This is a genomic window from Polaribacter batillariae (assembly GCF_017498485.1).
GTDB lineage: Bacteria > Bacteroidota > Bacteroidia > Flavobacteriales > Flavobacteriaceae > Polaribacter > Polaribacter batillariae.
This window is the reverse complement of record NZ_CP071795.1, coordinates 599,058-614,289: the sequence shown is the minus strand read 5'-3', so window position 1 is coordinate 614,289 and position 15,232 is coordinate 599,058. Positions and strand designations below refer to the sequence as shown.

Here is a 15,232-nt window from a genome sequence, read left to right as displayed (position 1 = left end):
AGTTTAAATTTTTGCAAGATTTTTTTGTGCTTAAACTTTTTTTGATTTCCCTTAAATTATTTTTACTGTAAACTATAGGCAAAACCAATTTCGAAACCTACAATATTATAGCCGTTATTTGGTAGTTGCGTATCGAAATTAGAAACGTGCCCAATATTGCTTCCTACATATAAAAATGTTTTTGTAGAGGTTTTGTAAGAAAAACCCAAAGAACCATTTTCAATAAAAGTAAACCCTTTTGCCAAACGCTCTGTTCTGGTATTAATTGTGCCAATGCCCAAACCTATTGTTAATTGAAAATCTAATTTTTTAAAGACTTTTTTCTTTACTAGAAAACCCAGCTCAAAAGCATATAAGTGCATTGTTTTTGGGGTTGTAAATTCAGCTATTTTAGCTTCAAAATTTTCTTCTGTTGGTAAAACAAAAAACTCGTTTTGTAATTGATGTCTTAAAACTTGGTACTGAGGTTGTACAATCAATTCAAAATCGAAAAATTTCCATTTTCCTAGACTATAAAATAATTGAAGTTTGTATGTATTTGTGCTGTAAGAGTAGTCTTTATCATCAAACAAAAAGTTTTTTTCATTCGCATTATTGTACAAAAAACCTACTTTTTCAGGAAAAAGAACTCCTCTTTTTACTTCCTGACTAACCGTTTTAAAAACAATGCAGAAAAGAAACAAAAAGAGGTGTTTTTTATGCATCAATAAACCTCTTTAACGAAACATTTTTGCAACAGTTTCCGCTTTTTTACTTTCGGAATAATCGTAAAAACCTTCTCCAGATTTTACACCTAATTTTCCGGCCATTACCATATTTACTAACAACGGACAAGGTGCATATTTAGGGTTTTTAAAACCATCGTGCATTACATTTAAAATAGACAAACACACATCTAAACCAATAAAATCTGCCAATTGCAAAGGTCCCATTGGATGCGCCATTCCCAACATCATAACTGTGTCGATTTCTTTTACGCCAGCAACTTGGTTGTATAAGGTTTCAATAGATTCGTTAATCATTGGCATTAAAATTCTGTTAGCGACAAAACCTGGGTAATCATTTACTTCTACCGGAATTTTATTTACTTTTTTAGACAAATCTACAATTGTATTCGTCACCTTATTAGAAGTATTATAACCTCTAATAATCTCTACCAATTTCATTATTGGCACAGGATTCATAAAATGCATTCCAATTACTTTTTCGGGTCTATTAGTAACCGCTGCAATTTGTGTAATAGATATTGAAGATGTATTGGTGGCCAAAATGGTGTTTTCGTTACAAACTTCATCTAATTCTTTAAATATTTTCGATTTTAAAGCAAGGTTTTCTGTAGCGGCTTCCACTACTAAATCAACATTTTGTGTAGCATTTTTTATAGATGTAAAAGTAGATATGTTTGCTAAAGTTTGTATTTTATCGGCTTCAGCAATTTTTTCTTTGGCAACCATTCTGTCTAAATTTTTAGAAATTGTAGCCATTCCTTTATCCAAAGCTTCTTGCGAAACATCGATTAAATGTACCTTGTAATTGAATTGTGCAAATGTATGTGCGATTCCATTTCCCATGGTTCCAGCACCAATTACTGCTATGTTTTTCATTTTTTTTAATTTTATTTTGGGCATTTTAACGGGCTTTCGCTACTCGCTTTTTTGTAAAAACAAAAAGAGCTCAAACAAGCCGCTCAATCCCTAACGCAACTATTTATATATTTTTAGCGAAATTTATTGGTTTCTCGCAATTTTATATTTTTCCAACTTCTAACATCCAACTTCCAACTTCACTAAAAACAATCAATTACCATTTGAGCAACACGTAAAGCCTCAGTTCCTGCGTGTAAAGAAACTACAGGTTTTGTTCCGTTTTCAATCGCATTAGCAAAAGATTCTAACTCGTCTAAAATGGCATTATTTGGTTTAACTTCTGGATTATCAAAATAAATTTGTTTTTTTACACCTTCTGCATTTTGAAGAACCATGGCAAATTCATCTGGATTTTCAGGAACATCTTTCATTCGAACCACTTCTGAAACTTTCTCTAAAAAATCTACAGAAATATAGGCATCTTTCTGAAAAAATCTTGATTTACGCATATTTTTCATCGAAATTCTACTGGCAGTTAAATTAGCAACACAACCATTTTCGAACTCAATTCTTGCATTGGCAATGTCTGGTGTTTCAGAAATTACAGAGATGCCACTTGCATGTACATTTTTTACTTTAGAATTTACCACAGAGAGAATAATATCAATATCATGTATCATTAAATCTAACACCACAGGCACATCTGTTCCTCTTGGGTTAAATTCTGCCAATCTGTGCGTTTCAATAAACATTGGGTTGTTTATTTTATCTCTAACCGCTGTAAAAGCAGGGTTAAAACGCTCTACGTGACCTACTTGGCCTTGTACATGATTTTGGCTTGCCAGTGTTTTTATAGCTTCTGCTTCTAAAACAGTTTTGGCAATTGGTTTTTCAACAAAAACATGGCAGCCTTTTTCAATCGCCATTTTTGCACATTCGAAATGAGACAAAGTCGGAGTTACAATATCTACAATTTCTACAGCATCCATTAGACTTTCCATAGAGTCGAACAATTTGTAACCAAATTCTTTGGCTACTTTTTGTGCATTTACTGTAAACGAATCATAAAAACCAACCAATTCGTATTTTTCTGATTGTTGTAATAAACGTAAATGAATTTTCCCCAGATGTCCAGCACCTAAAACTCCAGCTTTTAGCATATATGTATGTATTTTATTCTGTCTTTTCGAGCGCAGTCGAGAGGTTTTATTGTTAATTATATTAATAGTTCTCGAGAACTTCGTTCGCTATCTTCACTCAAAAGATTTTTTGAGTTCAATAATGCTCAAACGGACAAATAATAATTTAAGATTATAAAAATTTCAACAAAACAAAGATACAATTTTATAGGAATGTATTTAGATTTATTGCTATTTTTAGGCTTTAGAAATCTCTTACCATTGAAAGACACTTCAAAACATCAAGGACGTAGAAATCAGTTAGCTAATGTGCTAAAAGCAAAAGGTATCGTGGACGAAAATGTACTCAATGCAGTGCGTAAAATTCCACGTCATTTATTTATTGATTCGAGTTTCGAAGATCATGCTTACCAAGACAAAGCATTTCCTATTGCGGCAAATCAAACCATTTCTCAACCTTATACTGTTGCTTTTCAATCGCAAACTTTAGAGATAAAACCCAATGATAAAGTGTTAGAAATAGGCACAGGTTCTGGGTATCAAACCGCAGTTTTGTTAGAGTTAAAGGCAGAAGTGTATTCTATAGAAAGACAAAAAGAGTTGTTTAAAAGAACCTCTTTATTCTTGCCTAAATTAGGTTATCAACCCAAGAGATTTATTTTTGGAGATGGTTATAAAGGTTTAAAAGAAAAAGCACCTTTCGATAAAATAATTGTAACTGCTGGTGCACCTTTTGTTCCTAATCCGTTATTGTCGCAACTTAAAATAGGAGGTATGTTGTTAATTCCTGTGGGCGATAAAACACAAATAATGACGCTTTTTATCAGAAAATCTGCCAAAGAATTCGAAAAACACGAGTTGGGTGATTTTGCTTTTGTACCCATGTTAGAAGAAAAAAACTAATTTTTTATAGTAATTTTAAACAATAAAAGGTAGTACGTTTCCTACAGAACCATGTTTGGTTGGCGAAAGTTTGTACGTAAAATCTGGCTGGATATCTTTTACGACTCTATGGGAAACAAAAAGTACAGTTGTATTGCTTTCTTTTGCTATTTTATTAATTAAAGCAACCACAAGTGCAGTTCCTTTTTCGTCTAAATTTATTAAAGGTTCGTCTAAAATTAATAGTGGCGGATGTTTTATAATTGCTCGTGCAATTAAAACCAAACGTTGTTTTGCAACGGGTAGATTTTGTACGGCTGTGTTTTTATCGCTATTTAAATTTAATAAATTTATCCACTCGTTTGCACTGGTATTTTGTAATGTAGAAGGGGTTTTGTACAAACCAACACTATCGTAAAAACCAGATAAAATCATTTGTTTTACGGTTTGTTTTCTGTGAAATAATTCTAATATATTTGGACTAAAATAACCGATTTTTCTTTTGATTTCCCAAACACTTTCTCCTGTTCCTTTTTTCTTTCCAAATAAATAAACATCTTGTTCGTAAGCTTTTACATTATTGCCATAAATCATAGATAAGATTGTAGATTTGCCAGAGCCATTTGGACCAATTAATTGCCAAAATTCGTTTTTATAAATGGTCCAATTAATGTTATTTAAAATCTGATTTTCATCATAAAAAACGTTTACATTTTTAAAAGCTATTAACGGTTCTTTAATGTTTTTGTAAGTGGTTATCGATTTTGGAATTTTACCATTAAAAACGAAGTTTTGTGTTTTAAAATGATAGTTTTCAATTGGAGTTTGCGCTGTAATTTTATCATTTTTAATTTCTAAAATATGTGTAATTACAGGTAAAATTTCTTCTTTTCTATTAAAAATTTGGACAAAAATTATTTTTGATGATAACTGAACAAGTTTTTTTCTTAGCGATATAACTGAAGCTGCATCTAAACTTTCGAAAGGACTGTCTAAAATTAAAAATGCTGGTTTTTGCAGCATTGCATAATTAAGTAATGCTTTTTTTTGTTCGCCATTAGAAAGAGAACGAATGCTTCTGTTTTGTTTGTTTGTAAGTGTTTTAGTATTGTGTTTTGCTTCGTTTTCCATCAGTTTTTCTAAAACCGAGTAAGAAAATAAAAAGCCTTTTTTGTCTCTTAAAATGGGTAAAGTATGGGTACCATTTAAAATATTATCTAATAATTTACTATTGGGTACTAGTGCCGAATTATTAATTGCAAAATGGATATTCGCCATATTTATCTCATAACTTTTAAGAATAAAATTATTTTGCTCTTTCCCAATAAGCCGTTTTTCCAAAAAGAGAAACCCCAATATAACCTCGAAGTTTAAGTTTATTAGGTGCTACTAATTTAATGTAACATTTGTATGTTTTTCCATTTCTTGGGTCTATAATTGTACCTCCAGACCATTCGTCATCGTCTTTTTCTAGACCCGATAAGATATGTAAACCTAAAATGGGTTTGTCTTTAAATTCTCCTTCGCAATTTACACAGCGTGCATCTTTTCTATCAGGATTCATAATTTCAACAACTTTTCCATAAGCTTTTTTATCTTTTTGGTAAATTTCTATAACAGAGTCTATTACACCTTCGTCGTTTTTAGAATTCCATTTTCCAAAGATGGTTTGGGCATTTATAGTAAAAGTTAAAATTAAAAATAAAGTTGTTAAAAGTATCTTTTTCATGGTTATTGTTTTTTGTAAAGTCTTAAAAATAAGAAAAAATTTTTAATCGTATTTTGCATCGAAATTGTTGTCCCATTTATCCTGTACTCTTAGAATTTGTTCAATAACATCTCTAACACAGCCTTCGCCACCTTTTTTGTATGAAATGTATTTAGAAATTTGCTGTATTTCTGGAGCTGCATCATTTGGGCAACAAGGCATTCCTACTAATTTCATCACTGGAAAATCGGGTATATCATCTCCCATATACAATACATTTTCTGGTTGTAAATTATATTTTTCTACCAATTGATTGTATTGTTTAATTTTATCTTGCGCACCTAAAAAAATATCTTTAATTCCTAAATTTGCCAAGCGAGTTCTTACGCCTTCATTTCTTCCTCCAGAAATAATGCATACGTTAAAACCTTTGTTTACAGCAGTTTTTAGGGCATAACCATCTTTAATATTCATGTGTCTTATTAATTCTCCATCTGGCATAATGGTTACCATTCCGTTTGTTAAAACTCCATCAACATCAAAAATTAAGGTGTTTATTTTAGGTAATAATTGTTTATAGCTAATTTCCATATTTATTTTTTAAAATCTTTCGACTGCGCTCAAAGAGACATTTTCGTTTATTTAATTGAGTTTACAATCGATTTTGTGATTAATTTATATATTTTTTGTTGTTCTTTATTCAGTAACTCTAAATGATTTTTTATTGTTTTTTTATCATTTCTAATTGCAGGACCAGTTTGTGCTTTTTCAGGAGACAATGTTTTAATTTTTAAAACTGTTTCTTCAATTAAAGGCTGTAAAATTTTAAAAGGAACTTTATTTTCTTCACAAATATCATTTCCTATTTTATAAAGATGATTTGTAAAATTATTTACAAAAACGGCTGCAACATGCAAAGCTTTTCTTTGTTCCGAATTTAGGGTGTATATTTTTTTTCCGATTGATTTTGCTACGGTTTTAAGCAATTTATAATCATTCTTATTTTCTGCTTCCAAACAAAAAGGAACATCAGAAAAATTAACTTTTTTATTTTTTGAGAAAGTTTGCAACATGTAAAAAACACCTTTATTGGTTGTGTTTTTTAAACTTCCCATAGCAACACTTCCAGAGGTATGCACCACCAAAGAATTTTTAATTTTCGAAGAAACTTTAGCAATCGCATCATCGGAAACAGCAATAATGGTAAGGTTTGCTTTTGGAATGTTTGTTAGTTTTCTGGAATTTATTTGTGTAACCAGAATTCCATCAGCATTTAAAAACGCTTTGTATAAATGTGTGGCTACATTTCCTTTTCCAATTATTACTACTGAAATCATAAAGGCGAAGATATTCAAAAATTATAGAAATTTAGAATTGGATTTGGTATTTTAGCAGAAGTAAAAAATGTTTGTTGGTTAGAAATTAAAAAGTCAGAGACTAAAGGTTTCAGAAAAACGATAGATACTTCAAAATATAAAATTATCGAAGTAAATCATCTAAGTTTTTATTTAATTGATAGTTTTAAAGTAGTAAACTTAATAAAAAAGACACTTTTTACTGTTCTGTTTATGAACAAGATAATAAATATTATTTTTCATCGTCAATTACAATAAATAATGAATAAAAAACTAGGAATAAATACCACTTGCGTTCATGTTGGCGAAGTAAAAGATAACGAACATAAAGGAGCAGTTTCGCCAATTTACATGTCAACTTCTTACGCTTTTGATGGTGTGGATGTAAAAAGATATCCACGTTATTTTAATACACCCAATCAAGAAATGTTGTGTAAAAAAATTGCGGCTTTAGAAAAAACGGAGGATGGTTTAATTTTTAGTTCTGGAATGGCAGCGATTTCTGCAACCATGTTTGCGTTCTTAAAAAAGGGCGATCATGCAATTATACAGCAAGTAATTTATGGTGGAACGTTTCATTTAATTGCGACAGAATTCGATAAATACGGAATTGAATATTCGTTTACAGCATCTGATAAAGTAGCGGATTTTAAATCGTTAATTAAAGAAAATACGAAGATTTTATATATTGAAACACCTTCGAATCCACTTTTAGGAATTACAAATTTAGAAGCCATTGTGAATTTGGCAAAAGCAAACAATTGTGTAACAATGATCGATAATACGTTTGCTTCTCCTATAAATCAAAATCCTGTAGATTTTGGAATAGATATTATGTTGCATTCTGCCACGAAATATATGGGTGGGCATTCAGATATTTCTGCGGGTGCAATTGCGGCTTCTAAAGAGCACATTGCACAAATTTGGAAAACTGCCATTAATTTTGGTGGAAATTTAAGCGAACAAACAGTTTGGTTGTTAGAAAGAAGTTTAAAAACATTAAACCTTCGTGTAAAAGAACAAACTAAAAACGCACAAAAAATGGCTGAATATTTAGAGGGAAATGCGAATATTAATCGCGTTTATTACCCAGGTTTAAAAAGTCATCCTCAACACAAATTGGCAAAAAAACAAATGAAGGGTTTTGGAGCCATGTTATCTTTTGAATTAAAAGAAAATATCGATGCTATGGAATTTCAACGTGAGTTACAATTGATAAAACCGTCTATGAGTTTGGCTGGTTTAGAAAGTACCACAGTTAGTCCAGCACAAACCACACATGCCTTGTTAAGTGAAAAAGAGCGTTTAGAAAGAGGTATTAAAGAGGGGTTAATTCGTTTTTCTGTTGGAATTGAAGAAGTAGAAGATTTAATTAGTGATATTGAACAGGCAATAAAAAAAGTAAAGAACTAATTTTTTGCTTTTTTTCTATAATCTGTTTTTATGTAGATGCCTAGCTGCAATCTATCTAAGTGTAAATTATTTATATAATGGCCTAAATAACCAACTTCTAAAGAAACATTTTTAGAAGCCTTAAGGCCTAATGCACTATAAAACCTATTTTCTGGGTAAAAATTACCTTTAAAATTGATAAAAGATTCGTTGCTAACATTTAAATAAAAGGAATTGTTTAATGGCATTTTTGCTTTTATTCGGTATCTTACTCTGTTAATTAATGTATGTATTTTTTCTGTATGTAAATTTCTATGCTCTACACGTAACCTATGAGAAAAAGGAATTTTAAAATGTTTTGTACTATAAGAAATTTGTTCGAAAACGCGATGTTCTATAGTGTTTGGATCTACATCAGGATCAAAAGTTCTATCGATATCTACATACATGTAACTTAAATTTGTAGTAAATTTTTTATTTATTTTGTAATTTATTCCAAAATAAGCCAATGCTAAATTGTAATTTTCTAATAATTTGTAGTTTCGCTCCTGAACTCCCGTATTAAAACTCCATTTATTAGTAAACCTGTGATTTACATGAATAGTGTACCAGCTACCAAAATTTTTTTCAGATTTAGTTTGGCATTTGACATTAGAAAGGCTAAAAATAGCCACTATAATTATAAATATTTTTTTCATAGATACTTATTTAAGATAAGTTTAACCTAACTTCCTTACGACACTACTCATTAATTAGATTATTACCCAAATATCAAAAAAAAGAGCATTATCGAAATTCATTAGAAGAACGCACGTTACTTATTAAAATGGCCAAATAATGGGTACTAAAATTATTGTTGTTATTAAAAAAAGAACTAAAAGAGGAAAACCAACCTTTAGATAATCTACAAATTTATAACCTCCAGAACTCATTACCATCGCATTTGTAGTAGTTCCTATAGGCGTTAAAAATGCAGTTGAAGCACTTATTGCGATGGTTATTAACAATGGTTCTGGTGATATTTGTAATGTTGTAGAAGCAAGTAATACAATAGGCACCATTAAAACGGTGGTTGCAGAATTATTTATAAACTGACTAAATGTGGTGGTTAGTAAGAAAATACCCACAAGCAAAAGAGTTGGGTTGTTTTTCCCTAAAATATCAATTAAAGAATTCGAAATCATTTCTGCTGTACCTGTTTTTTGGATGGCAACTCCCATAGGAATCATCGCAGCAATCATAATTACACTTGTCCAACTAATTGTTTTGTATGCTTTTGAAAAAGGTACGCAACCTGTAAATAAAACAATTCCTGCAGAAATTAAAGAAGCGATTGCTCCTGGAACTATCTTAAAAACGAGCATTAGTATCATTAACAATAATGCCCCTAAAGCGACGTAAGATTTTGGTGTTAAATTATCTACATCTTTTAGCATCTCTTCTGGTCTGCCAACCACAACGATATTTTTGTGTTGGTTTTTAAGTTTTTCTATTTTATTCCAAGCTCCTCTTACAATAAAACTGTCTCCAGCATTTACTGTTATTACATCTTCTAAATATGGCTTTTGATGTCTTGATGCCGCTAATAACTGTATATCGTATCTGTTAAAATATTCATGCAATTTTATTTCTCTACCTACCAAAAACGACTTTGGGGTTACAATTACCTCCGACATTCCAACTTCTTGATTTATTAAATTGTTTCTTAATTCGTTTTCTGCAGTTTCTTTTGCCATTAAACCCAATCGAAACGTTATCATTAATTTATTAATATCTTCAGTATTTCCTTTTATGGTAATGATATCGTGGTATTTTAACAATGTTTCTTGGTTTGGCATCTCTATATAAGGTTGCATACCTTTTAATCTGTTTGGATGCCTTCTTTTTAGTCGAATTACATGTACTTTATACGTGTTTTCTAGATCCCAATCGCACAATTTTGTATTTAAAAGAGGAGAAACAGAGCGTATTCTTAGTCGATAATAATCGTTATCTATTTTGTACGCTTCAATCCATTCGTGTAATGTAGCATCAATATTTATTGGTTTGTTATTTGTTTTGTTTTTTGGTAATAATTTAAAACCAATATATCTAAAATATAGAATTGCAATAATTAGTAAAGGCAAACCAATTAAACTAAATTCGAAAAACGAAAAACCATCATAACCAGCCTCAATTAAAGCATTGTTTGCAATAATATTTGGAGGTGTTCCTGTTAAAGTTAGCAAACCACCAGTATTAGAACCAAAAGCAACAGGAATAAGTATTTTAGAAGGCATTGTTCCAATACTCCATGCAGAAGAAATAGTCGCAGGCAACAAAGTAGCAACGGTTCCTGTATTGCTAACAAAGCCAGATAAGACTCCAGAGCCTAAGGTAATGATTACTAATAATTTTGGAATACTTTTACCTGCCAATGTAATTAGTTTTTTACCAGCCAAAGCTGTCCAGCCTGTTTGCGATAAACCTTCTCCTATGATAAAAAGTGAGGCAATCATAATAACAGTTGAATTGCTAAAACCACTTAGAGTTTCATTCAAATTTAAAATTCCGCATAAAAATAAACTTAACATAGATACTAAAGCCACCACATCTGGAGAATATTTTCCCCAAACAAATAAGGCTATTGTAATTGTTAAAATAATTAGCATTGTATAAATCATAATTCTTTATTTTCTTCTTTCTTATTTATGTAAATTTAAGTGCTATTAAAAATGATTAATATGATAAAAATCATGCTTCGTAAGGTCTCGTAATTATTACGAATATTTTAAAAAGTAGCACATTATTTTATGAGAAAACAATTGCGAAAACGTAATAGACTTAGTAGTTTTTTATAGTTTCTAAGAAAAAGAGTTATTTTTGATATAGATTTTCTATAAATTGATAAACTAGATTGTAAATTTTTACGAGTTATAACGTCAATTAAAGCTAGAAATTTAAAAAAACACAAACATGAAATTAGATATATTAGCTTTTGGAGCACACCCAGATGATGTAGAATTAGGCTGTGGAGCCACAGTTGCCAAAGAAGTTTTTCTGGGTAAAAAAGTAGGAATTGTAGATTTAACTCGCGGAGAGTTAGGAACTCGTGGTTCCGCTGAAATTCGTGATGTTGAGGCTAAAAATTCAGCAAAAATATTAGGGGTTTCTGTACGTGAAAATTTAGCTTTTGCAGATGGTTTTTTTACAAATGATACAAAACACCAATTAGAAATTATAAAAATGATTCGTAAATACCAACCAGAAATTGTATTGTGTAATGCCATTGATGATAGGCATATAGATCATGGAAAAGGAAGTAAACTAGTTTCTGACGCTTGTTTTTTAAGCGGTTTAATAAAAATTGAAACAGAATTAGAAGGAAAAAAACAAGAAAAATGGAGACCAAAACAAGTATATCATTACATACAATGGAAAAATATAGAACCCGATTTTGTTGTTGATGTAACCGGTTTTATTGATAAAAAAACAGCTTCTGTTTTGGCATATAAAACACAATTTTACAATCCTAGTAGTAACGAACCAGAAACACCAATTTCCAGTAAAAATTTTATCGATAGTATAAATTATCGTGCAAGAGATTTAGGAAGATTAATAGGAGTAGAGTTCGCAGAAGGTTTTACGGCAGAACGTTATGTCGCAGTAGAAAGTTTAGATAAATTAATTTAATCGAAAGCACACTGCTCGATGTTTATCGAGTTTTTAAATAAAGAGCTTTCGTATGAAAATGGCAATCTAAAAAAATGATGTTTTTTGATACAAAAAACATCATTTTTATTGTTTTAAAAAAGAAAAAATATTTATATTTGCACCCGCAATTATATGGTGGTTGTAGCTCAGTTGGTTAGAGTATCGGTTTGTGGTACCGAGTGTCGCGGGTTCGAGTCCCGTCTTCCACCCAAAAAAGCAAGCTTCTTAGAAATAAGAAGCTTTTTTTGTGACATTATTTTGCGCTGTTCTAAAAGGTTTTTAAAACCTTGCAGGAGTTTGGAATGTCATTTCGAGTGAAACAAAGTGGAATCGAGAAATCTTACGAATCAAATTCGAATTTATATTCAAGTTTTCTCCACAAGGTCGAAATGACATTTTAAGGTCGAAATGACATTTAAGTTTATTTTTTGATTTTTAGATGTTATCAATTTGGTGTTTTTATACCTACAAGGTTTTTGGAAACCTTGCAGGAGTTTGGAATGTCATTCCGAGTGAAGCCATAGCGAAATCGAGGAATCTTTGCATTGTAAGATTTCTCCACAAGGTCGAAAAGACATTTGAGTTTATTTTTTGATTTTTAGATGTTATTAACTCGTTGTTTTTTATACCTACAAGGTTTTTTGGAAACCTTGCAGGATAATTGCAGGACCTTTAATAAGAATTCAATATTTCTAAAACTTCGGCTCTTTTTCTTACGGAAACTGGCACATTCGATGTATCGGTTAACAGTAAGTAACCTCCATCTGATTTTATAAATTCTTTTATATATTTTGTGTTTATCAAATGACTTTGATGCACTCTTATAAAACCAACTTCCTTTAACATGTCTGCATAATATTTTAATGTTTTAGAAACCAAAATTTTAGAACCGTCATTAAAATAAAATGTCGTATAATTATTGTCGGATTTACAACGAATAATATCATAGATGTTTACAACAATTATTTTATCGGAAGTGTGTAAAGAAATCTTTTCTGGTTTCTTGTTTGGCGAGGTTATAGCCTGTTGTAAAACTTCTAATTGTGCTTTGTCTGGCTGAATTTGATTTTTTGCTTTTTCAATTGCAATTTCTAAATCGGACTCTGAATACGGTTTTAAAATATAATCGATTGCAGAAAATTTAAAAGCTTTTATAGCATATGCATCACTTGCAGTTACAAATATAATTTTCGATTGTAAATCTGGAAAAATTTCCAAAACATCGAAACCAGTTCCATCGCCTAACATAATATCTAGAAATAAAATATCGGGTGTTTTTTTTCGAATTAATTTAGATGCTTCTACAACAGAAGTTGCAGTGCCTATAATATCAATTTCTGTATGATTATTAGAAATATCGCTGGTTAGCATTTCTAATGCTAATGGATTGTCTTCTACGATGATTGCTGTAATTTTTTTCATTTATTAATAATCTGTTTTTAAAGGAATTTTAAACCAAACTTTGGTTCCTAAAATATGGTTTTCTTCTTTTATTTCTTCAATAGTAAAAGAACCTTTTTTAGATAAATTTTCGATTCTTTCTTTGGTTATTTTTAACGCGACAGATTTATGAGAAGTATTGTTATTTGTTTTTTTAGATTGATAAAATCCAATTCCATTATCGGTAATTGTACACTCTAAATACTGTTGTTTTATTTCGAAAGAGATGGTAATTTTTCCTTCTTGATTTGCGTAAATTCCGTGTTTAATAGCATTTTCTACAAAAGGCTGAACCAACATTGGCGGAATTAAAATTTCTTCGACATCTATATTCTGTAAGTTGGTTTTTATTTGATATTGAAAAGATTTTGAACTCATTTTTTGCTCTAAATCTAAATAATTAGTCAGCGTTTTAATTTCGTCTTTTAAACTAATTTCTTCTAAACGAGAATTGTTTAAAACACTTCTTAATAGTACAGAAAATTGTGAAACGGTTTTGTTTAATTCTTTTGTGTTTCCAGCGTTTCCTAAGGCTTTTATTCCATTTAAAACATTAAATATAAAATGCGGATTCATTTGCAATTGCAACGCCTTATGCTCTAAACTTAATAAATGGTTTTCTAATTTTAGTTGTTGTATTTTTTGCTGATTTTTTTTGTTGATTTTTCGAATATAGACATCTATAATTAAGGCCAATAGAAAACAAAAAATTGCGATTAAAAGAATAACAAACCACGCTTTTGTGTAAAAAGGTGTATCAATATTAAAAGAGAATTTTTTACGACTGGTTTCATTAGAGTTTTTAAATCTCGATTCTACTATAAAATCGTAATTTCCGTATTTTAAATTTGCAAAATCGACTCTGTTTGTGGCACTCCAAGGAGAAAAATCGTTATTTAATTGAAAACGATATTCTATATTTTTTGATTGCTGAATAGCAATGCTTTTAAACAAAAAAGAAATGTTATTTTGATGAGATTTTAACAACAATGTTTCTTTCGAATATGCATTGTTTAGTGAATCTAAAGGCACAAAATTTACGAAAACATCTTGAATAATTAAATTGGGAGCTTTTGCCTTTTTTGCATTTTTTTTAATGAAAACTCCATTATTTGTCGCAATAAAAACATTTTTTTCAACATCTTTAAAAACACGAAAAATGGTATTTGTTTTTAAGTTGCTATTGTATTTATTAATGCTTTTTTTAAAATTGAAATTAGTAGCTTCTAAAACGGTAATTCCGTTGTTTTTAGTAGTTACATAAATTTCATTTTGGATATGAGAAATGCTTAAAATACCATCTTTTAAATATTTTTGAACAAAATTTTCGTTACCAACAATGCTTATAATTGCATTGTTATTTTCGACAACTAAAAGTGTAGAATTTAGTTTTAAAAACGAATTGTATTTTCCGCTTTTAAGTTTTTTAATAGCCGTTGGTTGGTGCAGCTTGTCTAATTTCCATAAGCCGTTGTTAGAGGCAATATAAAAGAAATTATTGTAAAATATAAGATCGTTTATAACCGAAAAATCTAAGTTATAAGTAGTTTTTAATGGTTGTAAATAATTGGTTTTAAATTGTAAAATGCCTTGATTAGAACCCACATAAAGTTGCTTGTTATGGTAAAATATTTTACGAACTTCTTTGCCTTTAAAATTAAAAAGCCCTTTTTTTGTTTTTACAGCTAAACCTTTGTCTGTTCCTATAAAAAGCGTATCGTTTTTAGAAAAAAGGGCATTTGCTTTTTTAGTATTAATTTTGGTAAATTGTATTCCATCGAACTGAAGAATTCCTCTATCTGAAGAAAACCAAATGTATTTGTTTTGATCTTGATAGATGTCTAAAATTTTATACGATTCAAAATCTTTGAAAGCTTCTATTTTTTCGAAGTCGTTTTCTTGTGAAAAAACAGCGTTTATGCATAAAACCAAAAAGACAAAAAACAGTAAAATTCTCTTCAATCGTAATTGAAAAACATAGGAGTTTACAGTATTTTTTAAGAAAATGTTCATTTTAACAAACTTACTAATTAAAAC

14 protein-coding genes and 1 tRNA gene are annotated in these 15,232 nt (G+C 30.0%); 4 read left to right on the top strand and 11 right to left on the bottom strand.

Features of this window, described 5'->3' with window-relative positions; genetic code table 11:
- Positions 1–62 precede the first annotated feature (62 nt).
- The 3 genes from JL193_RS17065 to JL193_RS02800 form a co-directional block, all read right to left on the bottom strand.
- Positions 63–704, bottom strand: coding sequence for an acyloxyacyl hydrolase (locus JL193_RS17065; protein ID WP_243456817.1), 642 nt, complete (start codon positions 702–704; stop codon positions 63–65).
- 12 nt (positions 705–716) lie between these two features.
- The gene (locus JL193_RS02805; protein ID WP_207972386.1) at positions 717–1,604 is read right to left on the bottom strand and encodes a 3-hydroxyacyl-CoA dehydrogenase family protein; all 888 of its coding nucleotides are present in this window, start codon (positions 1,602–1,604) and stop codon (positions 717–719) included.
- Between the two features lie 182 nt (positions 1,605–1,786).
- Entirely contained in the window at positions 1,787–2,746 is a 960-nt protein-coding gene (locus JL193_RS02800; protein ID WP_207972385.1) for a Gfo/Idh/MocA family protein, read from the bottom strand.
- Positions 2,747–2,986: 240 nt separating this feature from the next.
- On the opposite strand from JL193_RS02800, the gene JL193_RS02795 reads away from it, so the two are divergent.
- A complete protein-coding gene (locus JL193_RS02795; RefSeq protein WP_207973364.1) occupies positions 2,987–3,628 on the top strand; it encodes a protein-L-isoaspartate(D-aspartate) O-methyltransferase in 642 nt (213 codons plus the stop codon).
- A 15-nt stretch (positions 3,629–3,643) separates the two neighbouring features.
- On the opposite strand, the gene JL193_RS02790 is transcribed toward JL193_RS02795, so the two are convergent.
- Genes JL193_RS02790 through JL193_RS02775 form a run of 4 tightly spaced genes read right to left on the bottom strand, consistent with a single transcriptional unit; the run spans position 3,644 to position 6,652 of the window.
- Entirely contained in the window at positions 3,644–4,885 is a 1,242-nt protein-coding gene (locus JL193_RS02790) for an ATP-binding cassette domain-containing protein (protein ID WP_207972384.1), read from the bottom strand.
- A gap of 28 nt (positions 4,886–4,913) precedes the next feature.
- The gene (locus JL193_RS02785; RefSeq protein ID WP_207972383.1) at positions 4,914–5,336 is read right to left on the bottom strand and encodes a DUF2147 domain-containing protein; all 423 of its coding nucleotides are present in this window, start codon (positions 5,334–5,336) and stop codon (positions 4,914–4,916) included.
- A 42-nt stretch (positions 5,337–5,378) separates the two neighbouring features.
- A complete protein-coding gene (locus tag JL193_RS02780) occupies positions 5,379–5,906 on the bottom strand; it encodes a KdsC family phosphatase (protein WP_207972382.1) in 528 nt (175 codons plus the stop codon).
- Between the two features lie 47 nt (positions 5,907–5,953).
- Entirely contained in the window at positions 5,954–6,652 is a 699-nt protein-coding gene (locus tag JL193_RS02775; protein WP_207972381.1) for a Rossmann-like and DUF2520 domain-containing protein, read from the bottom strand.
- Positions 6,653–6,931: 279 nt separating this feature from the next.
- On the opposite strand from JL193_RS02775, the gene JL193_RS02770 reads away from it, so the two are divergent.
- Positions 6,932–8,083 carry a trans-sulfuration enzyme family protein gene (locus JL193_RS02770; RefSeq protein WP_207972380.1) on the top strand — a complete coding sequence of 384 codons (1,152 nt, stop codon included), beginning with the start codon at positions 6,932–6,934 and terminating at the stop codon, positions 8,081–8,083.
- Here the strand turns inward: JL193_RS02770 and JL193_RS02765 are convergent.
- Together JL193_RS02765 and JL193_RS02760 are read right to left on the bottom strand one after the other, a co-directional pair.
- Complete coding sequence (locus JL193_RS02765; RefSeq protein WP_207972379.1) at positions 8,080–8,760, bottom strand: DUF2490 domain-containing protein; 681 nt, start codon at positions 8,758–8,760, stop codon at positions 8,080–8,082. The two genes, JL193_RS02770 and JL193_RS02765, sit on opposite strands and share 4 nt — an antisense overlap.
- A gap of 123 nt (positions 8,761–8,883) precedes the next feature.
- Positions 8,884–10,725, bottom strand: coding sequence for an SLC13 family permease (locus JL193_RS02760; RefSeq protein WP_243456816.1), 1,842 nt, complete (start codon positions 10,723–10,725; stop codon positions 8,884–8,886).
- A gap of 292 nt (positions 10,726–11,017) precedes the next feature.
- Between JL193_RS02760 and bshB1 the strand changes: the two genes are divergently transcribed.
- Positions 11,018–11,734 (top strand): bacillithiol biosynthesis deacetylase BshB1, encoded by a 717-nt coding sequence (gene bshB1, locus JL193_RS02755; protein ID WP_207972378.1) that lies wholly within the window; start codon positions 11,018–11,020, stop codon positions 11,732–11,734.
- A gap of 155 nt (positions 11,735–11,889) precedes the next feature.
- Positions 11,890–11,965: transfer RNA gene (locus JL193_RS02750), tRNA-His, on the top strand.
- A 462-nt stretch (positions 11,966–12,427) separates the two neighbouring features.
- On the opposite strand, the gene JL193_RS02745 is transcribed toward JL193_RS02750, so the two are convergent.
- Both JL193_RS02745 and JL193_RS02740 read right to left on the bottom strand, forming a co-directional pair.
- The gene (locus tag JL193_RS02745; RefSeq protein ID WP_207972377.1) at positions 12,428–13,177 is read right to left on the bottom strand and encodes a LytR/AlgR family response regulator transcription factor; all 750 of its coding nucleotides are present in this window, start codon (positions 13,175–13,177) and stop codon (positions 12,428–12,430) included.
- A 3-nt stretch (positions 13,178–13,180) separates the two neighbouring features.
- Complete coding sequence (locus tag JL193_RS02740; RefSeq protein ID WP_207972376.1) at positions 13,181–15,208, bottom strand: sensor histidine kinase; 2,028 nt, start codon at positions 15,206–15,208, stop codon at positions 13,181–13,183.
- Positions 15,209–15,232: the final 24 nt, after the last annotated feature.

What these genes read in the sequence shown, in the direction of transcription:
- JL193_RS02745 (WP_207972377.1), bottom strand. Translation starts at nt 13,177, where the DNA reads ATGAAAAAAATTACAGCAATCATCGTAGAAGACAATCCATTAGCATTA.
- JL193_RS02765 (WP_207972379.1), bottom strand. Translation starts at nt 8,760, where the DNA reads ATGAAAAAAATATTTATAATTATAGTGGCTATTTTTAGCCTTTCTAAT.
- JL193_RS02800 (WP_207972385.1), bottom strand. Translation starts at nt 2,746, where the DNA reads ATGCTAAAAGCTGGAGTTTTAGGTGCTGGACATCTGGGGAAAATTCAT.
- bshB1 (WP_207972378.1), top strand. Translation starts at nt 11,018, where the DNA reads ATGAAATTAGATATATTAGCTTTTGGAGCACACCCAGATGATGTAGAA.
- JL193_RS02760 (WP_243456816.1), bottom strand. Translation starts at nt 10,725, where the DNA reads ATGATTTATACAATGCTAATTATTTTAACAATTACAATAGCCTTATTT.
- JL193_RS02790 (WP_207972384.1), bottom strand. Translation starts at nt 4,885, where the DNA reads ATGGCGAATATCCATTTTGCAATTAATAATTCGGCACTAGTACCCAAT.
- JL193_RS02785 (WP_207972383.1), bottom strand. Translation starts at nt 5,336, where the DNA reads ATGAAAAAGATACTTTTAACAACTTTATTTTTAATTTTAACTTTTACT.
- JL193_RS02775 (WP_207972381.1), bottom strand. Translation starts at nt 6,652, where the DNA reads ATGATTTCAGTAGTAATAATTGGAAAAGGAAATGTAGCCACACATTTA.
- JL193_RS02805 (WP_207972386.1), bottom strand. Translation starts at nt 1,604, where the DNA reads ATGAAAAACATAGCAGTAATTGGTGCTGGAACCATGGGAAATGGAATC.
- JL193_RS02770 (WP_207972380.1), top strand. Translation starts at nt 6,932, where the DNA reads ATGAATAAAAAACTAGGAATAAATACCACTTGCGTTCATGTTGGCGAA.
- JL193_RS17065 (WP_243456817.1), bottom strand. Translation starts at nt 704, where the DNA reads ATGCATAAAAAACACCTCTTTTTGTTTCTTTTCTGCATTGTTTTTAAA.
- JL193_RS02740 (WP_207972376.1), bottom strand. Translation starts at nt 15,208, where the DNA reads ATGAACATTTTCTTAAAAAATACTGTAAACTCCTATGTTTTTCAATTA.
- JL193_RS02780 (WP_207972382.1), bottom strand. Translation starts at nt 5,906, where the DNA reads ATGGAAATTAGCTATAAACAATTATTACCTAAAATAAACACCTTAATT.